Raw genomic sequence first — 22,999 nt, 5'->3', positions numbered from 1 at the left:
GCCCTGCGGCTCAGACCCTGCCCAGTGCCACCGCATGATGGCGCAGGTGTTCATCGATGAAGCTGGCGATGAAGTAGTAGCTATGGTCGTAGCCTGGCTGCAGGCGCAGGGTCAGCCCATGGCCGCCCTTACGGGCCGCCTGCTCCAGCGCCTCTGGCTTGAGCTGCTTTTCAAGGAAGTCATCGCGATCCCCCTGGTCCACCAGCAGCGGCGGGCATTCATCCGCCTCGGCCAGCAGCACACTGGCATCCCAATCGCGCCACTGCGCCCGGTCTTCGCCCAGGTAGCGGCTGAAGGCCTTCTCACCCCAAGGGCAATCCATTGGATTGCTGATCGGTGAGAACGCCGACACCGAGCGGTAGCGCCCCGGGTTGCGCAAGGCGCAGACCAGCGCGCCATGCCCGCCCATCGAGTGGCCACTGATACTGCGCTGGCTTGACGCCGGGAAATGCTCCTCGATCAACTCCGGCAACTCGTGCACCACGTAGTCGTGCATCTGGTAGTTGCGCGCCCAGGGCTGCTGGGTGGCATTGAGGTAGAACCCCGCGCCGAGGCCGAAGTCCCAGGCACCGTCCGGATCACCCGGCACCTGCTCGCCACGCGGGCTGGTGTCCGGGGCGACGATGATCAGCCCAAGCTCCGCGGCCAGGCGCTGGGCGCCGGCCTTCTGCATGAAGTTCTCGTCGGTGCAGGTCAGGCCGCTGAGCCAGTACAGCACCGGCAGCTTTTCGCCCTGCTCGGCCTGGGGCGGCAGGTACACCGCGAACACCATGTCGCAGGCAAGCACCTTGGAGCTGTGCCGGTAACGCTTGTGCCAGCCGCCAAAGCTTTTCTGGCAAGAGATGTTTTCCAGCGTCATGGCGAGGGCCTCAGAAGTGGATTACGCTGCGGATGCTCTTGCCTTCGTGCATCAGGTCGAAAGCTTTGTTGATGTCCTCCAGGCCCATGGTATGGGTAATGAAGGTGTCCAGCGGGATCTCGCCTTTCTCGGACATTTCCACGTAGCTCGGCAGCTCACTGCGGCCACGCACGCCGCCGAAGGCCGAACCGCGCCAGACGCGACCGGTGACCAGCTGGAACGGACGGGTGGCGATTTCCTGGCCGGCACCGGCCACGCCAATGATCACCGACTCGCCCCAGCCCTTGTGGCAGCATTCCAGCGCCGCGCGCATCAGTTGCACATTGCCGATGCACTCGAAGGAAAAGTCCACGCCGCCGTCGGTGAGATCGACGATCACTTCCTGGATCGGGCGGTCGTAGTCTTTCGGGTTGATGCAATCGGTGGCGCCCAGCTGGCGGGCGATCTCGAACTTGGCCGGGTTGATGTCGATGGCGATGATGCGCGAAGCCTTGGCCTTGACCGCGCCGATCACTGCCGACAGACCGATGCCGCCGAGGCCGAAGATGGCCACAGTGTCACCCGGCTTGACCTTGGCGGTGTTGAGCACCGCGCCGATACCGGTGGTCACGCCGCAGCCGAGCAGGCAGACCTTCTCCAGCGGGGCCTCTTTCTGGATCTTGGCCACGGAGATTTCCGGCAGCACGGTGTACTCGGAGAAGGTCGAGGTGCCCATGTAGTGGAACAGCTGCTGGCCCTTGTAGCTGAAGCGGGTGGTGCCGTCGGGCATCAGGCCCTTGCCCTGCGTGGCGCGGATGGCCTGGCACAGGTTGGTCTTGCCCGACAGGCAGAATTTGCACTTGCCGCATTCCGGGGTGTACAGCGGGATCACGTGGTCGCCGACCGCCACCGAGGTCACGCCCTCGCCAACCGCCTCGACGATCGCCCCGCCCTCATGGCCGAGAATCGACGGGAAGATGCCTTCCGGGTCGGCGCCAGACAGGGTATAGGCGTCGGTATGGCAGACACCCGAGGCGACGACGCGCAGCAGCACTTCGCCGGCCTTGGGCATGGCCACGTCCACTTCGACGATTTCCAGGGGTTTCTTGGCCTCGAAGGCTACAGCAGCGCGGGACTTGATCATCAAAGGTCTCCAGACAAGAGTGTCGATTGCAGGCAAGCAGTGTAATTCACTGCCTTTTGATGAATAATCCGGCCATTCACAAAACATTATTGCCACACAGGGACAATCCATTGAGCAGCCGCTGGGAAGGCATCGACGAATTCGTCGCCGTGGCAGAAATGGGCCAGTTCACCGCCGCCGCCGAACGCCTCGGAGTGTCTTCGTCGCACATCAGTCGGCAGATCGCCCGCCTGGAGGAACGCTTGCAGACCCGCCTGCTGTACCGCAGCACGCGGCGGGTGACCCTCAGCGAAGCCGGGCAGACCTTTCTCCAGCACTGCCAGCGCCTGCAGGATGGCCGCGAGGAAGCGTTGCGCGCCATGGGCGACCTGGCCAGCGAACCCAAAGGCCTGCTGCGCCTGACCTGCGCGGTAGCCTATGGCGAGCGCTTCATCGTGCCGCTGGTGACGCGCTTCATGGCGCTGTACCCGCAGTTGCGGGTGGAGGTGGAGTTGAGCAACCGCACCCTCGACCTGCTGCATGAGGGCATGGACCTGGCGATCCGCCTGGGCCGCCTGCAGGATTCCCGGCTGGTGGCCACGCGCCTGGCGCCGCGACGCATGTACCTGTGCGCATCACCGGCCTACCTGGCACGCTATGGGCGGCCGCACAGCGTGTCGGAGTTGGCGCGGCACAATTGCCTGGTCGGCAGCTCCGACCTGTGGGCGCTGCAGCAGGAGGGTCGCGAGATCAGCCAGCGGGTACAGGGCAACTGGCGCTGCAACAGCGGCCAGGCGGTGCTGGATGCGGCGCTGCAGGGGATGGGCCTGTGCCAGTTGCCGGATTACTACGTGCTCGAGCACCTGCATAGCGGGGCGCTGGTGTCGTTGCTGGAGGGGCACCAACCGCCGAATACAGCGGTATGGGCGTTGTATCCGCAACAACGGCATCTGTCGCCGAAGGTGCGGCGGTTGGTGGACTATCTCAAGGAAGGGTTGGCGCAGTTGCCGGAGTATCGCACCACGCCTTTGCAGGAGCGGCCTTAGCCGCGATGCGGGCAACGCGGTCAGGCACCCGCTGCGCGGGTGATCGCGGCTGAAGCCGCTCCTACAGGTACGGCGTCAGACCGTCGCTCAGCGACGCCCAGCCCAGCGCTGGCGCAACCACTCCAAGTCCTCTGGCCGGGTCACCTTGATATTGTCGCTGCGCCCTTCGACCAGGCGCGGCGCATACCCGGCCCACTCGATGGCGGACGACTCATCGGTGACTGCTACATCGGACACCAGGCACTCGGCCAGTGCCCGGTGCAACATGCCGAGGCGGAACATCTGCGGGGTGTAGGCTTGCCAGACGGTGCTGCGATCGACCGTCGCCGCCACCCTGCCCTCGCCGTCGGCACGCTTGAGCGTGTCCCGAGCGGGTACGGCGAGCAATCCACCGACGGGATCTTCAGCCAGGGCTGACAGCAACTTGTCCAGATCGCCACGCGCCAGATTCGGCCGCGCGGCGTCGTGCACCAGCACCCAGTCGTCATCCGACGCGCCCTGGGCATGCAGCAGCAATAGCGCATTGAGCACCGAGTCAGCGCGCTCGTCACCACCCGGGGCACGCTGGATACGCGGATCGCTGGCACAGCGCAGGCCGGGCCAGTAAGGGTCGTGTTCGGCAATGCTGACCACCACGCCCTTGAGCATGGGATGGTCGAGGAAACAGTCGAGGCTATGCTCGAGAATGGTCTGCCCGCCCAGTTGCAGATACTGCTTGGGCCGGTCGGCAGCCATGCGGGCGCCAATGCCCGCGGCGGGAATCACGGCCCAGAAGGCCGGCAGTTCGTTTGTCATTTCTGTGGCAGCTGGTAGAGGGTTTCGCCCTCCTTGACCATCCCCAGTTCATGACGAGCCCGTTCTTCCACGGTCTCCATACCTTTCTTCAACTCCAGGACCTCGGCATCGAGCACGCGATTGCGTTCCAGCAGGCGTTCGTTTTCCGCATGCTGGTCGGCGATCTGCTGCTTGAGTTCGGTCACTTGCGCCAGGCTGCCATTACCTACCCAAAGGCGATATTGCAGGCCGCCGAGCAGCAGGAGCAGGACGAGGAACAACCAATAGGGACTGCGCATGAAGATATCCAGGGTAAAAAAGGCCGCCGCAGCGAGCTTCCGATAGCACGAAGCCTGGCCGAGGCCAGGCTTCGTCGACAGAAACCCGTGGAGGCAACCGAACGATCAGTACGAACGTTCAGCAGGCCCCGGCTGCTGCCTTTTTACCATCTCTTGCTCAGCCGCGAAACTCGGCACGGCCGCGATACACGGCTTTGGCGCCCAGTTGCTCTTCGATGCGCAGCAGTTGGTTGTACTTGCTGACGCGATCGGAGCGGCACAGCGAGCCGGTCTTGATCTGGCCAGCGGCAGTACCCACGGCCAGGTCGGCGATGGTCGAGTCCTCGGTTTCACCGGAACGGTGCGAAATCACCGCGGTGTAGCCAGCGGCCTTGGCCATCTGGATGGCTTCGAGGGTTTCGGTCAGCGAGCCGATCTGGTTGAACTTGATCAGGATCGAGTTGCCGATGCCCTTCTCGATGCCTTCCTTCAGGATCTTGGTGTTGGTCACGAACAGGTCGTCGCCGACCAGCTGGACTTTCTCGCCGATCTTGTCGGTGAGGATCTTCCAGCCAGCCCAGTCGGACTCGTCCAGGCCGTCTTCGATCGAGATGATCGGGAAGCGCTCGGTCAGGCCCTTCAGGTATTCGGCGAAGCCTTCGGCGTCGAACGACTTGCCTTCACCGGACAGGTTGTACTTGCCGTCTTCGTAGAACTCGGAAGCCGCGCAGTCCAGGGCCAGGGTCACGTCGGTGCCCAGCTTGTAGCCGGCTTTCTCGACAGCTTCGGCGATGGCGCCCAGGGCGTCTTCGTTGGAAGCCAGGTTCGGGGCGAAGCCACCTTCGTCACCGACGGCGGTATTCAGGCCACGGGCCTTCAGTACGGCCTTGAGGTGGTGGAAGATCTCGGTGCCCATGCGCAGGCCGTCGGAGAAGGTCTTGGCGCCAACTGGCTGGACCATGAACTCCTGGATGTCGACGTTGTTGTCGGCGTGCTCGCCGCCATTGATGATGTTCATCATCGGCACGGGCATGGAATACTGACCCGGCGTGCCGTTGAGGTTGGCGATGTGCGCGTACAGCGGCAGGTCCTGATCCTGGGCGGCGGCCTTGGCGGCAGCCAGGGACACGGCGAGGATGGCGTTGGCGCCCAGCTTGGCCTTGTTCTCGGTGCCGTCCAGCTCGATCATCGCGCGGTCCAGGGCTTTCTGGTCCGATGGGTCCTTGCCCAGCAGCAGGTCGCGGATCGGGCCGTTGATGTTGGCGACGGCCTTCAGCACGCCCTTGCCCAGGTAACGGCTCTTGTCGCCATCACGCAGCTCCAGCGCTTCGCGCGAGCCAGTGGAAGCACCCGACGGCGCGCAGGCGCTGCCGATGATGCCGTTGTCGAGCAGTACATCGGCTTCCACGGTGGGGTTGCCACGCGAATCGAGAACTTCACGACCTTTGATGTCGACGATCTTTGCCATTGTTGTAAGCACTCCAGAATTGACGAAAACAACGCAGCTTTTGGGAATTCTTGCCGTTCACCAGGCGACATGGCACGGGCAGGCCTGGCGAAGGGAGCCCCTGACCGAAAGGTCAGGGGTGGAACGGGCGGTACTTTACCCGAGAAATGAGCTTTACGCGGTTTCTACCGTCGGAAAACTTTTCACCAAGTCGTCCAGCTGCTTGAGCTGTGCCAGGAACGGCTCAAGCTTGTCCAGGCGCAGGGCGCACGGGCCATCGCACTTGGCGTTGTCCGGGTCCGGATGCGCTTCGAGGAACAGGCCGGCCAGGCCCTGGCTCATGCCAGCCTTGGCCAGGTCGGTAACCTGGGCGCGGCGGCCACCGGCGGAGTCGGCGCGACCGCCCGGGGTCTGCAACGAGTGGGTCACGTCGAAGAACACCGGGTACTCGAACTGCTTCATGATGCCGAAGCCGAGCATGTCCACAACGAGGTTGTTGTAGCCGAAGCTCGAGCCGCGCTCACAGAGGATGAGCTGGTCGTTGCCGGCCTCGACGCACTTGGCGAGGATGTGCTTCATCTCGTGGGGCGCCAGGAACTGCGCCTTCTTGATGTTGATCACCGCACCGGTCTTGGCCATCGCCACGACCAGGTCGGTCTGGCGCGACAGGAAGGCCGGCAGCTGGATGATGTCGCACACTTTGGCCACCGGTTCGCACTGGTAGGGTTCGTGCACGTCGGTGATCACCGGCACGTTGAAGGTCTGCTTGATCTCCTCGAAGATCTTCAGGCCCTCTTCCATGCCCGGGCCGCGGTACGAGCTGACCGACGAACGGTTGGCCTTGTCGAAGCTGGCCTTGAACACGTACGGGATACCGAGCTTCTCGGTTACCCGCACGTACTCCTCGCAGACCTTCAGGGCCAGGTCACGGGACTCCAGGACGTTCATGCCGCCGAAAAGGACGAACGGCTTGTCGTTGGCGATCTCGATGTTACCGACGCGAATGATCTTCTGAGTCATGGATCAGGCCTTGTTCTTCTGTGCCAGGGCAGCCTTGACGAAACCGCTGAACAGCGGATGACCGTCACGTGGCGTCGAGGTGAACTCCGGGTGGAACTGGCAGGCGACGAACCATGGGTGGTCCTTGGACTCGACCACTTCAACCAGCGCGCCGTCTTCGGAGCGACCGGACACCTGCAGGCCAGCTTCGACCAGCTGCGGCAGCAGGTTGTTGTTGACTTCGTAGCGGTGGCGGTGACGCTCGGTGATGATGTCCTTGCCGTAGCAGTCGTGCACCTTGGAGCCGGCAGCCAGTTGGCAGTCCTGAGCGCCCAGGCGCATGGTGCCGCCCAGGTCGGACGCTTCGGTACGGGTCTCGACCGCGCCGGTGGCATCGGCCCACTCGGTGATCAGACCAACGACCGGGTGGCCGCTGTTGCGGTCGAACTCGGTGGAGTTGGCGTCTTTCCAGCCCATCACGTTACGGGCGAATTCGATCACGGCAACCTGCATGCCGAGGCAGATGCCCAGGTACGGGACCTTGTTCTCACGGGCGTACTGCACCGCGGTGATCTTGCCTTCAACGCCGCGCAGGCCGAAACCGCCCGGGACCAGGATGGCATCGGCGCCTTCGAGCAGGCTGGTGCCCTGGTTCTCGATATCTTCGGAGTCGATGTAGCGCAGGTTGACCTTGGTGCGGTTGGTGATGCCGGCGTGGCTCATCGCTTCGATCAGCGACTTGTACGCGTCCAGCAGCTCCATGTACTTGCCGACCATGGCGATGGTCACTTCCTGCTCAGGGTTGAGCTTGGCGTCGACGACCTTGTCCCACTCGGACAGGTCGGCGCTATTGCACTGCAGGCCGAAGCGCTCGACGACGAAGTCGTCCAGGCCCTGGGCATGCAGCACGCCTGGGATCTTGTAGATGGTGTCGACGTCTTCCAGCGAAATCACCGCACGCTCTTCGACGTTGGTGAACAGCGCGATCTTGCGGCGCGACGAGGCGTCGACCGGGTGGTCGGAGCGGCAGATCAGCACGTCAGGCTGCAGACCGATGGAGCGCAGTTCCTTGACCGAGTGCTGGGTCGGCTTGGTCTTGGTCTCGCCGGCGGTGGCGATGTACGGGACCAGGGTCAGGTGCATCAGCATGGCGCGCTTGGAGCCCACTTCGACGCGCAACTGGCGGATGGCCTCGAGGAACGGCTGCGACTCGATGTCGCCCACGGTGCCGCCGATCTCGACCAGCGCGACGTCGGCATCGCCGGCGCCCTTGATGATGCGGCGCTTGATTTCGTCGGTGATGTGCGGGATGACCTGGATGGTCGCGCCCAGATAATCACCACGGCGCTCCTTGCGCAGCACGTGCTCGTAGATGCGGCCGGTGGTGAAGTTGTTGTTCTGGGTCATCGTGGTGCGGATGAACCGCTCGTAGTGGCCCAGGTCGAGGTCGGTCTCGGCGCCGTCGTGGGTGACGAACACTTCACCGTGCTGGAACGGGCTCATGGTGCCCGGGTCGACGTTGATGTACGGGTCCAGCTTGAGCATGGTGACTTTAAGCCCCCGCGCTTCCAGGATGGCCGCCAGGGAAGCCGAGGCAATGCCTTTCCCCAATGAAGAAACAACACCGCCCGTGACGAATATGTAGCGCGTCATGAAAAACCCTAGAAGTCTGCGTTAAGGCGGTCAGCGCCGCCGGAGAAAGCGAAGGAAGGCCGAAGCCCCCGATCACCTGCGTCAATCACAGTGCATCTCGAAAAACTGCCGCGTCTGTACAGACCAGGGGTGTCCCCGGCATGGAGCTCGCTCGTCATTTTAAGAAATCAGCCCAGCAAAAAACTGCTTGGTAATCGGCAACTGCTGTGTTTTCGCGGAACCCACAGAAGTTGTATCAAGAAGGGAGGGTAGTCTACCGGAATGTACCCTTCAGCTCAAACCTTGCACGTTCATCGGCGGTTGCCAGTGCAGTTGACATTCGGCCTGAGCGAGTCCGGGCAGATTGGCCACCGCCAGCAATTGCTCGCCCCGGTACAGCAGTGGCAGGCGCGAGCGCACGAAGTGCGGGACCTGCAGCTCGTTGAGCAGACGCTTGAGGTCACGCCGGCCACGGCCACTGACCTCCAGCATTTCGCCGCCTTGACGGTAGGCGATGCGCAGGCCTGTGTTGTCCATGCAGCCTTCCAGCCACACCTGGCCGTTGCCCGGCAGCGTCAGGGGCGTGGACGGGTTCGGCCACGCCCATTCACCCGTCGGAGCTTGGAGCCATTGCCCGTCCAGCCACCAGATGCGCCCGTGGCTGCGCTGCAACTGACCGTCGGTCAGGCGCCAGATCGGGCAGGCATCGCCTGCCGCGCCACGCAGGTCATCCCAACCGGCCCAGTGGCGACTGTCAGGCAGGCGGGTGCGGCGACCGAGCCAGCATTGCAGGGCATTGCGCTGGCGCGCCGGTGACAGCGCCTCGAGTACGGCGAGGTCGAGGGAGGCAAGACCGAGCCAGGGCAGCGGCGCATTGTCGCACGCCGGAGCCAGGTCAGTGGCGGCCAGCTCGTCAAGCAGGCCGAGGGCCTCGCCCAGGTGCTCGGCGCTGCGCGCCAGGTTGCCCTCAGCCTGGGGCCAGCGACCGCGCAGCAGCGGGAAGACCTCTGCGCGCAGGAAGTTGCGGGCGAAGGTGGTGTCGGTATTTGAGGGATCGTCAACCCACACCAGCCCCCTGCTCTGGGCATAAGCGTGCAAGCGCTCACGCGAAACCTTCAGCAGCGGGCGCACGAGCCTGCCCTGCCCCAACGAGCGCGCCTCGGGCATGGCCGACAGACCACGCAAGCCGGCACCGCGCAGCAGACGAAACAGCAAGGTCTCGGCCTGATCGTCACGGTGCTGGCCGGTGAACAGGACGGCGCCTGGAGCGAGCTGCTTTTCGAACGCTGTGTAACGGGCATCGCGGGCAGCCTGCTCAAGACTGGCGCCCGGGGCTACCTGAACGCGAACAACGTCGAGTTCGATGCCCAGGGCATCACAGACGGTCTTGCAGTGGGCGGGCCATGCATCAGCGGCAGCTTGCAGACCATGATGCACATGGACGGCACGCAGGGGAGGCGCGGGGTGATTACGGGCGTAATCGGCCAGCAGGTGCAGGAGGACGGTGGAGTCGAGGCCGCCGGAGAAGGCGACGTGCCAGGCGGGGGCATCGAGCCAACGGGCAAACTGGCGGGTGAGGTTGATCATCTGGGCCTCACCGTGATGGAGATCGCGGGGGGGCGTTTCACGCCCCTTTCGCCGGCAAGCCGGCTCCCACAGAAATATGCATTCCCTTGTGGGAGCCGGCTTGCCGGCGAAAGGGCCGCAAAGCGGCCCCTGGAATCCATCAGAGACCGTAGCTCATCAGGCGATCGTAACGGCGCTTGAGCAGCGCGTCGTTGTCGAGCTTGCCGAGCATGTCCAGCTGTTCGATCAGGTCGGCGCGGATGCTCGCAGACATTTTGGCCGGATCACGGTGGGCGCCACCCAGCGGCTCCTGGATGACCTTGTCGACGATGTTCAGGCTCTTCAGGCGCTCGGCGGTGATGCCCATGGCCTCGGCGGCGTCGGCGGCCTTGTCGGCGGTCTTCCACAGGATCGAGGCGCAGCCTTCCGGCGAGATCACCGAGTAGGTGGAGTACTGCAACATGTTCAGCTGATCGCACACGCCGATGGCCAGTGCGCCGCCGGAACCACCCTCACCGATCACGGTGGCGATGATCGGCGTCTTCAGACGCGCCATGACGCGCAGGTTCCAGGCGATGGCCTCGCTCTGGTTGCGCTCTTCTGCGTCGATGCCCGGATAGGCACCCGGGGTGTCGATGAAGGTCAGGATCGGCATCTTGAAACGCTCGGCCATTTCCATCAGGCGACAGGCCTTGCGATAGCCTTCGGGACGCGGCATGCCGAAGTTGCGGCGCACCTTCTCACGCACCTCGCGGCCCTTCTGATGGCCGATGACCATGACCGGCTTGTCGTCCAGGCGCGCGGTGCCACCGACGATGGCGGCATCGTCGGAGAAGTGACGGTCGCCGTGCAGCTCTTCGAACTCGGTGAAGAGGTGGTCGATATAGTCGAGGGTGTAGGGGCGGCGCGGGTGACGGGCCAGACGGGCGATCTGCCAGCTGGTCAGGTTGCCGAAGATGCTCTCGGTCAGGGTGCTGCTCTTGTCCTGCAGACGGGCAATTTCATCGCTGATGTTCAGCGAGTTGTCGTTACCCACCAGGCGCAGCTCTTCGATCTTGGCTTGCAGGTCGGCAATCGGCTGTTCGAAATCGAGGAAATTCGGGTTCATAGGCTTCCGTCTTGGGTCTACGGCCAGGCGGCCGGCCGGTTGATCCGTTTGGCGCCCTACCTTAAGGGATCAGGCGCATATAGGTCGAGATTAAAATTCGTCGTTTCAACGGTATTGCAGGAAGACGTTCTCACGTCCGAACTGGTCACGCAGTGCCTGAATCAGGCCGTCAGCCGGGTCGATGGACCACTGGTCGCCGAATTGCAGCATGGCCTTGGCGTCGCTGCCGGTGTACTCCAGGGTGATCGGGCAGCCACCACGGTGACGGGTGATCAGCTCGCCCAGCCAGTTCAGGCGGTCACCCTTGAGCGCGTCGTGGGCGACCTTCAGGCGCAGGCTTTCGGCCAGCTTGGTACGGGCATCCTCCATGGTCATCACCGTCTTGACCCGCAGGCGCAGGCCACCGGAGAAATCGTCGTTACTGACCTCCCCCTCCACCACCACCATGGCGTCGGTCTGCAGCAAGGCCTGGGCGCCCATGAAGGCATCGGCGAACAACGAGGCCTCGATGCGCCCGGAACGGTCGTCGAGGGTGACGAAGCCCATCTTGTCGCCCTTCTTGTTCTTCATCACGCGCAGGGCAATGATCATCCCGGCGATGGTCTGGGTATCCCGCGCGGGCTTCAGATCGACAATGCGCTGGCGGGCGAAACGACGGATCTCGGTCTCGTACTCATCAATCGGATGCCCGGTGAGGTACAGGCCGAGCGTGTCCTTTTCGCCTTTCAGGCGCTCTTTGAGCGTCAACTCCCGCACCTTGCGGTGGTTGGCGTAGACGTCGACATCCGCCTCGTCGAACATGCCGCCGAACAGGTCGACATGGCCACTGTCGGCGGTATGGGCCGCCTGTTCGGCAGCCTTGACGGCCTCACCCAGCGCCGAGAGCAGGGTCGCGCGGTTGATGTCGATGTTGGCCTGGTAGGCCTTGATCTCATCATGGAAGTGCGGGCCGAGACGATCCAGTGCGCCACTGCGGATCAACGCATCGAGGGTACGCTTGTTGACGCGCTTGAGGTCGATGCGCTCACAGAAGTCGAACAGGTCCTTGAACGGTCCACCCTGTGCGCGCGCCTCGACGATCGCCTCCACCGGGCCTTCGCCCACGCCCTTGATCGCCCCCAGGCCATAGACGATGCGGCCATCGTTGTTGACGGTGAACTTGAAGTCGGAGAAGTTCACGTCCGGCGCGTCGAGGCGCAGCTTCATGCTGCGTACTTCCTCGACCAGCACCACGACCTTGTCGGTGTTGTGCATATCCGCCGACAGGACCGCGGCCATGAACGGCGCCGGGTAGTGGGTCTTCAACCACGCTGTCTGGTAAGAGACCAGGCCATAGGCCGCAGAGTGAGATTTGTTGAACCCGTAACCGGCGAATTTCTCTACCAGATCGAAGATGTTACCGGCCAGATCCGCATCAATGTTGTTGGCCACGCAGCCTTCGATGAAACCGCCACGCTGCTTGGCCATTTCCTCGGGCTTTTTCTTACCCATGGCCCGGCGCAGCATGTCGGCGCCACCCAGGGTATAGCCCGCCATCACCTGGGCGATCTGCATCACCTGTTCCTGGTACAGGATGATGCCGTAGGTCGGCGCAAGAACGGGCTTGAGGCCTTCGTACTGGTAGTCCGCATGCGGGTAGGCCAACTCGGCGCGGCCGTGTTTGCGGTTGATGAAGTCGTCCACCATGCCCGACTGCAGCGGACCGGGGCGGAACAGTGCCACCAGTGCGATAAGGTCTTCCAGGCAGTCAGGCTTGAGCTTCTTGATCAGCTCTTTCATGCCGCGCGATTCGAGCTGGAACACTGCGGTGGTTTCAGCCTTCTGCAGCAACTCGTAGGTCTTGCGGTCGTCCAGCGGAATGAAGTCGATGTTGACGTCGGGCAGGTTCTTCTTGGCCTGCTCGCGGTTGATGATTTCCATCGCCCACTTGATGATCGTCAGCGTGCGCAGGCCGAGGAAGTCGAACTTCACCAGGCCCGCGGCCTCGACGTCGTCCTTGTCGAACTGGGTCACCAGGCCGCCGCCTTCTTCATCACAGGCGATCGGCGAAAAGTCGGTAAGCTTGGTCGGGGCGATCACCACGCCACCGGCGTGCTTGCCGGTACCGCGGGTGACACCCTCGAGCTTGAGGGCCATGTCCCAGATTTCGCGGGCATCCTCGTCGCCCTTGAGGAAGTCGCGCAGGATCTCTTCCTGCTCGTAGGCCTTCTCCAGGGTCATGCCCACTTCGAACGGGATCATCTTCGACAGGCGGTCGGCCAGGCCGTAGGACTTGCCCTGCACCCGCGCCACGTCACGCACCACCGCCTTGGCGGCCATGGTGCCGAAGGTGATGATCTGGCTCACCGCATTGCGCCCGTAGGCCTCGGCCACGTAGTCGATCACCCGGTCGCGGCCATCCATGCAGAAGTCGACGTCGAAGTCGGGCATGGAAATACGTTCAGGGTTGAGGAAGCGCTCGAACAGCAGGTCGTAGGCCAACGGGTCGAGGTCGGTGATCTTCAGCACGTAGGCCACCAAGGAACCGGCACCCGAACCCCGGCCCGGGCCGACCGGCACGTCGTTGTTCTTCGCCCACTTGATGAAGTCCATAACGATCAGGAAGTAACCGGGGAAGCCCATCTGGATGATGATATCCAGCTCGAACTTAAGGCGGTCCAGGTAAACCTGGCGCTTCTCTTCATAATTGGGCGTGGTCTCCTTCGGCCAAAGCACCGCCAGGCGCTCTTCCAGGCCTTCGTGGGAGACATGCCGCAGGTAGTCGTCGATACCCATGCCGTTGGGCGTCGGGAAGTCGGGGAGGAAGTACTTGCCCAACTGCACGGTGATGTTGCAGCGCTTGGCGATCTCCACGGTGTTGGCAATGGCATCCGGCAGGTCGCTGAACAGCTCGGCCATCTCTTCGGCGGACTTGAGGTACTGCTGGTCGCTGTAGCCACGCGGGCGGCGCGGGTCGTCCAGGGTCCAGCCCTCGCCGATGCACACGCGGGTCTCGTGGGCGTCGAAGTCCGACTGCTTGACGAAGCGCACGTCATTAGTCGCCACCAGCGGCGCGCCGAGCTTGTCGGCCAAGGCCACGGCAGCGTGCACGTATTCCTCGTCACCAGCGCGGTTGGTACGCTGCACCTCGACGTAGAAGCGCTCGGGGAACATGCTCATCCAGTCGGCGAGCAGTACCTGGGCTTCGTCCTGACGATTGGCCATCAGCGCCATGCCGATGTCGCCTTCCTTGCCCGCGGACAGGGCAATCAGCCCCTCGCTGGCCGGGGCGATCCAGTCGCGCTGGATGATCACCAGCCCATTGCGCTGGCCATCGGTCCAACCACGCGAGATCAGCTCGGTGAGATTGCGGTAACCCTTGGGGTTCATGGCCAGGAAACAGATGCGCGACAGTGGCGCCTCCGGGTCAACCCCAGCCAGCCACAGGTCGGCGCCGCAGATCGGCTTGATGCCGGCGCCCATGGCGGTCTTGTAGAACTTCACCAGCGAGCACATGTTGCTCTGGTCGGTGATCGCCACCGCCGGCATGTTCATCCCGGCCAGGGCCTTGGCCAGCGGCTTGATCCGCACCAGGCCGTCGACCAGGGAGAATTCGGAGTGCACGCGAAGGTGAACGAAGGAGACCGACATGGAGGATCCTGTAGCAGTGCTGAACGACAAGGGCGGGATTGTAGCGTATTGCTCTGCGCTTGCCCCGCGATGAGTGGCGACGATCAGATCAGCAGAGTGGAAACGCCCTCACGGGCTTCCCAGGCAGCTCGAACAGGCGCGAACGAACGCCGATGAATGGGCGTCGGCCCTAGACGGGCCAGGGCCTCAAGGTGCACTGGAGTCGGATACCCCTTGTGCCCGCCGATCCCATAACCCGGGTAGATCAGCTCGAACGCGCTCATCTCGCGGTCACGGGTGACCTTGGCCAGAATCGAGGCGGCGGCGATTGCCGGCACCTGCGAATCACCCTTGACCACCGGAGCCGCCGGTACCGAAAGCTTCGGACAGCGGTTGCCATCGATCAGCGCCAGTTTCGGCGTGACGTGCAGCCCTTCGACCGCACGCTGCATGGCCAGCATGGTCGCATGGAGGATGTTCAGTCGGTCGATTTCCTCGACCTCGGCGCGAGCGATGCAGAAACTCAGCGCCTTTTCGCAGATCTCGTCGAACAGCGCATCGCGCTTGGCCTCGGTGAGTTTCTTCGAGTCGTTCAGACCGAGGATCGGCCGGCGCGGGTCGAGAATAACCGCTGCGGTTACCACCGCGCCGCACAGCGGACCCCGCCCCACTTCGTCTACACCTGCCACCAGTTCCTCGACCAGGTTGAAATCCAGTCCAATCTGCATGTCAGCGGTCCTTCAACAAGGCAAGCACCGCGTCGGCCGCCTGGTTGGAGGCGTCACGGCGCAGGGTGCGGTGAATCTGGTCGAAGCTGTCGGTCTGCTGCGCGCCATCCTTGACCAGCGGTGCCAGGGTTTGCGCCAAGGCCTCGCTGGTGGCGGCGTCCTGCAGCAGCTCGGGTACCAACAGCCGCTGGGCAAGCAAGTTGGGCAGCGACACGTAGGGGCTCTTGACCATGCGTTTGAGGATCCAGTACGTCAACGGTGCCAGGCGATAAGCCACCACCATCGGCCGCTTGTACAGCATCGCTTCCAGGGTGGCGGTACCCGAGGCGATCAGCACCGCGTCGCACGCCGCCAGAGCCTTGTGCGACTGGCCGTCGAGCAGGGTCAGCGGCAGCTCGCGCCCTTCGAGCATCTGCTCGACCTGGGCGCGGCGCGCGGCATTGGCGCACGGCAGCACGAAACGTGCGCCAGGCACCAGCTCGCGCAGGCGCTGGGCCGCATCAAGGAACAAGGCGCCCAGGCGCCCCACTTCGCCGCCGCGACTGCCGGGCATCAGAGCGATCACCGGGCCATCACCCAGGCCCAGCTCGGCACGCGCCGCGCCACGGTCAGCCTCGAGGGGAATGGTGTCCGCCAACGGGTGGCCGACGAAGCGCACCGGCACACCCTGCTCTTCATAGAAGCGCGCCTCGAACGGCAGCAGGGTGAGCATCAGGTCGCACCCCTCGCGGATCTTCAGCACACGTTTCTGCCGCCAGGCCCAGACCGACGGGCTGACATAGTGCACTGTCTTGATCCCGGCCTGGCGCAGCTTGAGTTCGATATTCAGGGTGAAATCAGGTGCATCGATACCGATGAACACGTCAGGCTTTTCACCGATCAGTGTCTCGATCAACAGCTTGCGCCGCTTGAGCAGCTCGCGCAGACGCCCAAGCACCTCGACCAGGCCCATGACGGCCAGGCGTTCCATCGGGAAGTAGGAGGTCATGCCTTCGGCCTCCATCAATGGCCCGCCGACGCCGATGAACCGCACATCGGGGTGGCGCGCCTTGATGGCACGCATCAAGCCGGAACCGAGGATGTCGCCGCTGGCCTCGCCCGCGACCAGCGCCACGCAAAGCTGGGCCATGTCAGCGCGTGATGCCGCGGGCGGAGTTGGCGATCGATTGACGGAACAGGTCGACTTCCGGGAACTGGCTCACCAGCTCGTCCAGCTCCTTGAGCGCCTCTTCGACGGTCAGGCCCTGGCGATAGACAACTTTGTAGGCGCGGCGCAGTGCATGCAGCACCTCGTCGCTGAAACCACGACGGCGCAGGCCTTCGAAGTTCATGCTACGCGCCTCGGCCGGGCTGCCGAACACCGTCACATAAGCCGGCACGTCCTTGCCGATCGCGGTACCCATGCCGGAAAAGGCATGCGCGCCGATATGGCAGTACTGGTGCACCAGTGTGTAGCCCGACAGGATCGCCCAGTCGCCCACGTGCACGTGCCCGGCCAACGCGGTGTTGTTGACCAGGATGCAGTGGTTGCCGATGACGCTGTCATGGCCGATGTGGGCATAGGCCATGATCAGGTTGTGATCGCCCAGCGTCGTTTCCGAACGGTCCTGCACGGTGCCGCGATGGATGGTGACACCCTCGCGGATCACATTGTGGTCACCGATCACCAGGCGCGTCGGCTCACCCTTGTACTTCAGGTCAGGGGTGTCTTCACCGATCGAGGAGAACTGGTAGATACGGTTGTGCTTGCCAATACGAGTCGGCCCTTTAAGCACGACGTGCGGGCCAATGACGGTACCCTCCCCGATTTCCACATCGGGGCCTACGATCGACCAGGGGCCAACCTCGACGCCCTCGGCCAGCTTGGCCGAGGGGTCGATGATCGCCCGTGGATCAATCGAACTCATAGGGAGCGTTCCGCACAGGTGATCTCGGCCGAGCAGACTGGCTTGCCGTCCACCAGGGCACGGCATTCGAACTTCCAGATCATGCTCTTGCGGCTGAGGAACTTGGCTTCCAGGACCAGCTGGTCACCCGGCAGTACCGGTTGGCGGAAACGCAGCTTGTCGGAGCCGACAAAGTAATAAAGCGTGCCGTCAGCCGGTTTGGCGTCGAGCATCTTGAATCCGAGAATTCCGGCCGCCTGGGCCATCGCCTCGATGATCAGCACGCCCGGCATGATCGGATGCGCCGGGAAGTGGCCATTGAAGAACGGCTCGTTGATGCTGACATTCTTGTAGGCACGAATGCTTTGGGCCTCGAAGTCCAGCTCCGTCACCCGGTCCACCAGCAGGAACGGGTAACGGTGAGGCAGGTATTCGCGAATCTCGTTGATGTCCATCATTTCGGGGGGAAGCCTGTATAAGAATAGGGAGCGCAGGTGCTGACCACACGCTCCTTTTGCAGATCCAAAGAGGAGCCAGCTAGCGACTGTAACGCTCGCTCAGTAAATGGTATCAGCCTTCTGATGTCGGCTGGCCACCTGAGGTCACGGTGTCGACACGCTTTTCCAGCTGCTGGAGACGCTTGGACATCTCGTCCAGCTGGCGAATGCGAGCGGCGCTCTTGCGCCATTCGGCCAAGGGTTGCATGGCAGTTCCGGAAGAGTAGCCACCCGGTTCGGTAATCGAACGGGTCACCATGGTCATGCCGGAGACGAAAACATTGTCGCAGACGTCGATGTGACCGACCATCCCGACACCACCGGCAATCATGCAGTGCTTGCCGATACGGGTGCTGCCCGAGATACCGACGCAGGCCGCCATCGCCGTGTGGTCACCGACCTGCACGTTATGGGCGATCTGGATCTGGTTGTCGAGCTTGACGCCATCACCGATGCGCGTGTCCGACAGGGCGCCGCGGTCCACCGCGGTGTTCACGCCAATCTCGACATCGTCGCCCAGGGTGACGCCGCCGATCTGCGCAATCTTGCGCCAGATGCCTTTCTCGTTGGCAAAGCCGAAGCCCTCGCCACCGATCACCGCGCCGGACTGGATGACCACGCGCTTGCCAATGGTCACGTCGTGATACAGCGTGACACGGGGTGCCAACCAGCCACCCTCACCGATGACGCAACGGGCACCGATGAAACAGTGCGCGCCGACCGTCACGTTGGCGTCGATTCGCGCGCCGCTTTCGACCACCGCGAACGGACCGATGCTGGCGCTGGCATCCACCTGGGCATCCTCGGCAACCACGGCGCTGGGATGAATTCCCGCCACAGCCTTGGGCTTCGGATCGAACAGGTGCGAGATGCGTGCGTAAGCCAAATACGGGTCGGCCACGATCAAGGCATTGCCGGAGAAACCTTCGGCGTCCTCGGCCTTGAGCAATACCGCGCTGGCCGTGGAATCGTCCAGAAACTTGCGGTACTGCTTGTTGGCGAGGAAACTCAGCTGCCCGGAAACGGCCTCCTGCAAGGTGGCCAACCCGGTGATTTCCAGCGCCTCGGGGCCTTTGAGCTCGGCGCCGAGGGCTTCGGCCAGCTGGCCGAGTGTCATGGTTACGGTCATATCAACGGGCTTGGTTCATGCGCTCGATGACCTGGCGGGTGATGTCGTACTGCGGCTTGACATCGATGACCGCGCCACGCTCGAGCACCAGGTCGAAGCCGCCCTTCTTGATCACTTCCTCGACGGCGCCATCAAGCTTGGGCTTGAGCTGCTTGAGCATGTCGCGATCCGCCACGGCCTTGGCTTCGTTGAGTTCCTTGGACTGGAACTGGAAGTCGCGGGCCTTTTGCTTGAACTCGAGCTCGAGGCGCTCGCGCTCTGGCTGAGGCATCTTGTCGCCGCCCTTGATCAGGCGATCCTGGATGCCCTTGGCGCTGCTTTCCAGGCCCTTGAGCTTGGTCAGTTGCGGGCCGAACTTCTTCTCGGCGTCAACGGCGTATTTCTTGGCCGCGTCGGATTCCAGCAGGGCCATCTGATAGTTCAGCACGGCAACCTTCATTTCGGCGAAAGCCGGGGTGGCGACCAGCGCCGCGGCCACGAGGGCCAGTTGAGTCAACTTACGCACGATGCACTCCTGGATAATCCGTTGTCGTTATGCAAGGGCCGACCTCAGAAGGTCTGGCCCAGAGAGAATTGGAACACTTGCGTGTCGGCGTCGTCCGGCTTCTTGATCGGCATCGCCAGGCTGAAGCTCAGCGGGCCCAGCGCGGTGATCCAGGTTACGCCCAGACCGACGGAACTGGCCATGTCCGAGAAACCGACCTTGGTGCAGTCCGGCTTGGAACCGCAGTTGGTGTCGAACACGTTACCCACGTCCCAGAACACGGAGGTGCGCAGCGAACGCTGGTCCTTGACGAACGGCAGCGGGAACAGCAGCTCCACACCGCCCTGGACGAGGACGTTGCCACCGAACGGCAGCGGATCCTGGTCCGGGTCGGCGATGGTGCCCGGGTTCTTGCCGCTACTAGGCGTGCTGCGTGGGCCCAGGGTGCTGTCCTTGAAGCCGCGCACGGAGTTGAAGCCGCCCGCGTAGTAGTTCTCGTAGAACGGCAGCCCCGAAGTGCCGCCAAAACCGTCACCGTAGCCCAGCTCGGTGTGCAGGCGCAGGGTGTAGTCGTTGTTGATCGGCTTGAACAGCTGACCACGGTAGTCGAGCTTGTAGAACGACAGGTCGCTGCCCGGCACGGTGGTCTCGAGGGTCAGGCTCTGCGAGTGACCACGGGTGGCCAGCACGCCCTTGTTAAGGGTCGACTCGGACCAGCCGATCGACGCCTTGAAGTTGAGGAAGTTGTCGCCTTCGTCCTGGATGAACTTGAAGATCTCATCGACGGTGTAGCGGCCGGTCTTCAGCTTGTCCTGCTGCACGGTCAGGCCGTAGGTCAGGCGCGAAGTCTCGCTGATCGGGTAGCCGAGGCTGACGCCGGCACCCAGGCTGTCCACCGCATAGCTGGCCACGTCGACGTCGAGGTCGTCGTAGTCGGTGCTGCGGTAGAAGGCGTTGTAACCCAGGCTCACACCGTCGGGGGTGAAGTAGGGATCAACGTAGCCGAAGTTGTAGCGGGTCTGGTATTCGGAACGGGTCAGGCCGATGGAGACCTTGTTACCGGTACCCAGGAAGTTGTTCTGGCTGATCGAGCCACCCAGGATCAGGCCCGCGCTTTGGGCGAAACCGACGCTGGCGGTGATCGAGCCGGAGGCTTGCTCTTCGACGCTGTAGTTGACGTCGACCTGGTCGTCGGTGCCCGGCACCGGCGGCGTCTCGACGTTGACTTCCTTGAAGAAGCCCAGGCGCTCGAGGCGGGTCTTGGATTGGTCGATGAGGTAGGTCGAAGCCCAGCCGCCTTCCATCTGGCGCATTTCGCGGCGCAGCACTTCGTCTTCGGTCTTGGTGTTGCCGCGGTAGTTGATGCGGTTGACGTAGGCACGCTTGCCCGGATCGACGACGAACATGATGTCGACGGTGTGATCCTGGTCGTTCGGTTGCGGCACGCCGTTGACGTTGGCGAAGGTATAGCCTTCGTTACCCAGGCGACGGGTGATCAGGTCAGAGGTGGTGGTCATCACCTTGCGCGAGAACACCTGGCCCGGCTGCACCAGCAGCAGCGACTTGACCTGGTCTTCCGGCACTTTCAGGTCACCGGACAACTTCACGTCGCGGACGGTGTACTTCTCGCCCTCGTTGATGTTGACAGTGATGTAGACGTGCTTCTTGTCCGGGGTGATCGACACCTGGGTGGAGGCGATGTCCATGTTGATGTAGCCGCGGTCCAGGTAGTAGGAACGCAGGCGCTCCAGGTCACCGGACAGTTTTTCGCGGGCGTACTTGTCGTCGTTCTTGAAAAACGACAGCCAGTTGGTGGTCTTGAGCTCGAACAGCTGGCCTAGGGTCTCGTCGTCGAAGACCGTGTTGCCCACCACGTTGATGTGCTGGATCGCGGCCACGGTGCCTTCGTTGATCTTGATCTTCAGGCCGACGCGGTTGCGCGGCTGCGGCACGACTTCGGCGTCGACTTCGGCGGAGTAGCGGCCCTGGGCCACGTACTGGCGCTGCAGCTCGTTACGCACGCCTTCGAGCGTCGCGCGCTGGAAGATCTCGCCTTCGGCCAGGCCCGACTGCTTCAGGCCCTTCATCAGGTCTTCGGTGCTGATCGCCTTGTTGCCTTCGATCTCGATGCTCGACACCGAAGGGCGCTCGACCACGTTGATGATCAGGACATTGCCGTCGCGGTTCAGCTGGATGTCCTGGAAGAAGCCGGTCTTGAACAGCGAGCGGGTGGACTCGACCAGACGGCGGTCGTCGACCTGGTCACCGACGTTCAGCGGCAACGCGCCGAACACGCTGCCGGCGGAAACCCGCTGCAGGCCGTTGACACGAATATCGGAGATGGTGAAGGACTCGGCGTGAACTTCAGCGATCATCAGTGCGGAGAGCACCGCAGTTAGCAGCAGACGTTTCATGAAGTCCTTTTATTCCAACTGGCAATAAACAACCCGCCGCGAGAAAGCGGCAGGTTTCGCGATTGAGCGAAGCTTTTATAGTCGACCCAGATCGTTGATCAGGGCGAGCAACATCACCCCGACGACCAAACTGATACCGATCTGGACCCCCCAACCTTGCACCCGATCCGAGAGCGGACGACCGCGCGCCCACTCGATCAGGTAGAACAGCAAATGCCCCCCATCCAGTACCGGGATGGGCAGCAGGTTCAGAACCCCCAGGCTTATGCTCAGGTAGGCCAGGAAATTCAGGAAATCCCCAACGCCCGACTGGGCTGAAGCGCCCGCCACTTTAGCAATGGTTATCGGTCCGCTCAAGTTTTTTACCGAGAGCTCACCGAACAGCATTTTCTTCAGCGATTCGAGGGTCAGGACACTCATGTTCCAAGTGCGGGACAAGCCCTCGCCCACCGCCTCCAGCGGCCCGTAACTGACCTCGCGAAGCATCTTCGCCGGCCATTCGCTCGCCTTGACCCCAGCCCCGAGGTAGCCACCGGATGCCTGGCCTTCGCCCTTGCGCGCCAGGGTGACCGGTACTTCGAGGGTTGCGCCGTCGCGCTCGATGCGCAGGTTCACCGTACGCTCGGGGCGGGCACGGACCGCGTCGACCACCTGCTGCCAGTCGCCCAGCGCCACGCCGTCGAGCGCCAGCAGCTTGTCACCGGTCTTGAGCCCGGCGGCGGCGGCCGGCCCTTTCGGATCGATCTCCGCCAGCACCGGAACCATCGCAGGTCGCCACGGGCGCAGGCCCAGGGACTGGATCGGATCAGGCTCATCGGCGCCCTTGAGCCAATTGTTCAGGGTAATGTCGAGCTGGCGCTCGACCGTTGCCCCTTCATCGAGCACACCTACTCGCAGCGTGCCGCTCTCGCCGAGGCGACGCACCAACTGCAGGTTGACCGCCGACCAGCCATTGGTCGGTTTGCCATCGATGGAAGCGATTTCCTGGCCGACGCCCAGACCGGCACTGGCCGCCAGGCTGCCCGCCTCGACCGCGCCGATGACCGGGCGCACCTGCTGCGAGCCGAGCATGGCCAGCACCCAGAAGAACAGGATCGCGAGGAGAAAGTTGGCAACCGGGCCGGCCGCCACGATGGCGATGCGCTGGCGCACCGATTTACGGTTGAACGATTGCTCGACCAGCGCCGGCGGCACCTCGCCCTCGCGCTCGTCGAGCATCTTGACGTAGCCGCCCAGGGGAATCGCGGCAACGACGAACTCGGTGCCCTGGCGATCGTGCCAGCGCAGCAACGGCGTACCGAAGCCCACCGAGAAGCGCAGGACCTTGACCCCGCAGCGCCGCGCGACCCAGAAGTGGCCGAACTCGTGGAAGGTGACCAGCACGCCGAGCGCAATCAGCGTGCCGACAATCATGTAGAGCGCAGTCATGTCCTATCTCCGG

Annotated in this window: 19 protein-coding genes; 1 reads left to right on the top strand and 18 read right to left on the bottom strand. The window is 63.3% G+C overall.

Features of this window, described 5'->3' with window-relative positions; all coding sequences use genetic code 11:
• Positions 1–10: 10 nt before the first annotated feature.
• Positions 11–859, bottom strand: coding sequence for an S-formylglutathione hydrolase (gene fghA, locus AC3WL2_RS15725; protein ID WP_102684062.1), 849 nt, complete (start codon positions 857–859; stop codon positions 11–13).
• A 10-nt stretch (positions 860–869) separates the two neighbouring features.
• Positions 870–1,982, bottom strand: a complete 1,113-nt coding sequence (locus tag AC3WL2_RS15720) for an S-(hydroxymethyl)glutathione dehydrogenase/class III alcohol dehydrogenase (RefSeq protein ID WP_016712915.1) — start codon at positions 1,980–1,982, stop codon at positions 870–872.
• Positions 1,983–2,092: 110 nt separating this feature from the next.
• Between AC3WL2_RS15720 and AC3WL2_RS15715 the strand changes: the two genes are divergently transcribed.
• On the top strand, positions 2,093–3,007 hold the full coding sequence (locus AC3WL2_RS15715; RefSeq protein WP_102684061.1) for a LysR substrate-binding domain-containing protein: 915 nt from the start codon (positions 2,093–2,095) through the stop codon (positions 3,005–3,007).
• An 87-nt stretch (positions 3,008–3,094) separates the two neighbouring features.
• Here AC3WL2_RS15715 and ispD read toward each other — a convergent pair whose 3' ends face one another.
• The 16 genes from ispD to rseP all read right to left on the bottom strand — a co-directional run bounded on the left by ispD (position 3,095) and on the right by rseP (position 22,986).
• Entirely contained in the window at positions 3,095–3,802 is a 708-nt protein-coding gene (gene ispD, locus AC3WL2_RS15710; RefSeq protein ID WP_046854406.1) for a 2-C-methyl-D-erythritol 4-phosphate cytidylyltransferase, read from the bottom strand.
• A complete protein-coding gene (gene ftsB, locus AC3WL2_RS15705) occupies positions 3,799–4,080 on the bottom strand; it encodes a cell division protein FtsB (protein ID WP_011535259.1) in 282 nt (93 codons plus the stop codon). Before ftsB ends, ispD begins: the two co-directional genes overlap by 4 nt.
• Before the next feature lie 157 nt (positions 4,081–4,237).
• Positions 4,238–5,527 (bottom strand): phosphopyruvate hydratase, encoded by a 1,290-nt coding sequence (gene eno / locus AC3WL2_RS15700; protein ID WP_027920020.1) that lies wholly within the window; start codon positions 5,525–5,527, stop codon positions 4,238–4,240.
• 153 nt (positions 5,528–5,680) lie between these two features.
• Positions 5,681–6,526, bottom strand: coding sequence for a 3-deoxy-8-phosphooctulonate synthase (gene kdsA, locus AC3WL2_RS15695; RefSeq protein ID WP_102684060.1), 846 nt, complete (start codon positions 6,524–6,526; stop codon positions 5,681–5,683).
• Positions 6,527–6,529: 3 nt separating this feature from the next.
• The gene (gene pyrG / locus AC3WL2_RS15690; RefSeq protein ID WP_046854404.1) at positions 6,530–8,158 is read right to left on the bottom strand and encodes a CTP synthase; all 1,629 of its coding nucleotides are present in this window, start codon (positions 8,156–8,158) and stop codon (positions 6,530–6,532) included.
• A 270-nt stretch (positions 8,159–8,428) separates the two neighbouring features.
• Positions 8,429–9,724, bottom strand: a complete 1,296-nt coding sequence (tilS, locus tag AC3WL2_RS15685; RefSeq protein ID WP_102684059.1) for a tRNA lysidine(34) synthetase TilS — start codon at positions 9,722–9,724, stop codon at positions 8,429–8,431.
• Positions 9,725–9,863: 139 nt separating this feature from the next.
• Entirely contained in the window at positions 9,864–10,811 is a 948-nt protein-coding gene (locus AC3WL2_RS15680; RefSeq protein WP_023628729.1) for an acetyl-CoA carboxylase carboxyltransferase subunit alpha, read from the bottom strand.
• A 105-nt stretch (positions 10,812–10,916) separates the two neighbouring features.
• The gene (gene dnaE, locus AC3WL2_RS15675; protein WP_102684058.1) at positions 10,917–14,441 is read right to left on the bottom strand and encodes a DNA polymerase III subunit alpha; all 3,525 of its coding nucleotides are present in this window, start codon (positions 14,439–14,441) and stop codon (positions 10,917–10,919) included.
• Between the two features lie 83 nt (positions 14,442–14,524).
• A complete protein-coding gene (gene rnhB, locus AC3WL2_RS15670) occupies positions 14,525–15,148 on the bottom strand; it encodes a ribonuclease HII (protein ID WP_102684057.1) in 624 nt (207 codons plus the stop codon).
• Position 15,149: 1 nt separating this feature from the next.
• On the bottom strand, positions 15,150–16,277 hold the full coding sequence (gene lpxB, locus AC3WL2_RS15665) for a lipid-A-disaccharide synthase (RefSeq protein ID WP_046854401.1): 1,128 nt from the start codon (positions 16,275–16,277) through the stop codon (positions 15,150–15,152).
• 1 nt (position 16,278) lies between these two features.
• Positions 16,279–17,055 carry an acyl-ACP--UDP-N-acetylglucosamine O-acyltransferase gene (gene lpxA / locus AC3WL2_RS15660; RefSeq protein WP_102684056.1) on the bottom strand — a complete coding sequence of 259 codons (777 nt, stop codon included), beginning with the start codon at positions 17,053–17,055 and terminating at the stop codon, positions 16,279–16,281.
• Positions 17,052–17,492, bottom strand: a complete 441-nt coding sequence (gene fabZ, locus AC3WL2_RS15655; protein ID WP_011535269.1) for a 3-hydroxyacyl-ACP dehydratase FabZ — start codon at positions 17,490–17,492, stop codon at positions 17,052–17,054. The genes lpxA and fabZ overlap by 4 nt, the downstream gene beginning before the upstream one ends.
• Positions 17,493–17,604: 112 nt before the next feature.
• On the bottom strand, positions 17,605–18,660 hold the full coding sequence (gene lpxD / locus AC3WL2_RS15650; protein WP_102684055.1) for a UDP-3-O-(3-hydroxymyristoyl)glucosamine N-acyltransferase: 1,056 nt from the start codon (positions 18,658–18,660) through the stop codon (positions 17,605–17,607).
• 1 nt (position 18,661) lies between these two features.
• Positions 18,662–19,165: an OmpH/Skp family outer membrane protein gene (locus AC3WL2_RS15645; RefSeq protein WP_023629834.1), complete on the bottom strand. Its 504-nt coding sequence runs from the start codon at positions 19,163–19,165 to the stop codon at positions 18,662–18,664.
• A gap of 44 nt (positions 19,166–19,209) precedes the next feature.
• The gene (bamA, locus tag AC3WL2_RS15640; RefSeq protein ID WP_102684054.1) at positions 19,210–21,558 is read right to left on the bottom strand and encodes an outer membrane protein assembly factor BamA; all 2,349 of its coding nucleotides are present in this window, start codon (positions 21,556–21,558) and stop codon (positions 19,210–19,212) included.
• Between the two features lie 75 nt (positions 21,559–21,633).
• A complete protein-coding gene (rseP, locus tag AC3WL2_RS15635) occupies positions 21,634–22,986 on the bottom strand; it encodes an RIP metalloprotease RseP (protein ID WP_102684053.1) in 1,353 nt (450 codons plus the stop codon).
• Positions 22,987–22,999: the final 13 nt, after the last annotated feature.

The sequence above is a fragment of the Pseudomonas sp. FW305-96 genome (assembly GCF_058783825.1).
Note: the sequence above shows the minus strand (reverse complement) of the source record. Positions and strands in the feature narration are given on the sequence as shown.

Bases quoted from the DNA above. Each gene is read 5' to 3' on its own strand.
- fabZ (WP_011535269.1), bottom strand. From the start codon at position 17,492: ATGATGGACATCAACGAGATTCGCGAATACCTGCCTCACCGTTACCCG.
- pyrG (WP_046854404.1), bottom strand. From the start codon at position 8,158: ATGACGCGCTACATATTCGTCACGGGCGGTGTTGTTTCTTCATTGGGG.
- lpxB (WP_046854401.1), bottom strand. From the start codon at position 16,277: ATGGCCCAGCTTTGCGTGGCGCTGGTCGCGGGCGAGGCCAGCGGCGAC.
- rseP (WP_102684053.1), bottom strand. From the start codon at position 22,986: ATGACTGCGCTCTACATGATTGTCGGCACGCTGATTGCGCTCGGCGTG.
- fghA (WP_102684062.1), bottom strand. From the start codon at position 859: ATGACGCTGGAAAACATCTCTTGCCAGAAAAGCTTTGGCGGCTGGCAC.
- ftsB (WP_011535259.1), bottom strand. From the start codon at position 4,080: ATGCGCAGTCCCTATTGGTTGTTCCTCGTCCTGCTCCTGCTGCTCGGC.
- dnaE (WP_102684058.1), bottom strand. From the start codon at position 14,441: ATGTCGGTCTCCTTCGTTCACCTTCGCGTGCACTCCGAATTCTCCCTG.
- lpxA (WP_102684056.1), bottom strand. From the start codon at position 17,055: ATGAGTTCGATTGATCCACGGGCGATCATCGACCCCTCGGCCAAGCTG.
- bamA (WP_102684054.1), bottom strand. From the start codon at position 21,558: ATGAAACGTCTGCTGCTAACTGCGGTGCTCTCCGCACTGATGATCGCT.
- eno (WP_027920020.1), bottom strand. From the start codon at position 5,527: ATGGCAAAGATCGTCGACATCAAAGGTCGTGAAGTTCTCGATTCGCGT.
- kdsA (WP_102684060.1), bottom strand. From the start codon at position 6,526: ATGACTCAGAAGATCATTCGCGTCGGTAACATCGAGATCGCCAACGAC.
- AC3WL2_RS15720 (WP_016712915.1), bottom strand. From the start codon at position 1,982: ATGATCAAGTCCCGCGCTGCTGTAGCCTTCGAGGCCAAGAAACCCCTG.
- rnhB (WP_102684057.1), bottom strand. From the start codon at position 15,148: ATGCAGATTGGACTGGATTTCAACCTGGTCGAGGAACTGGTGGCAGGT.
- tilS (WP_102684059.1), bottom strand. From the start codon at position 9,724: ATGATCAACCTCACCCGCCAGTTTGCCCGTTGGCTCGATGCCCCCGCC.
- lpxD (WP_102684055.1), bottom strand. From the start codon at position 18,660: ATGACCGTAACCATGACACTCGGCCAGCTGGCCGAAGCCCTCGGCGCC.
- ispD (WP_046854406.1), bottom strand. From the start codon at position 3,802: ATGACAAACGAACTGCCGGCCTTCTGGGCCGTGATTCCCGCCGCGGGC.
- AC3WL2_RS15680 (WP_023628729.1), bottom strand. From the start codon at position 10,811: ATGAACCCGAATTTCCTCGATTTCGAACAGCCGATTGCCGACCTGCAA.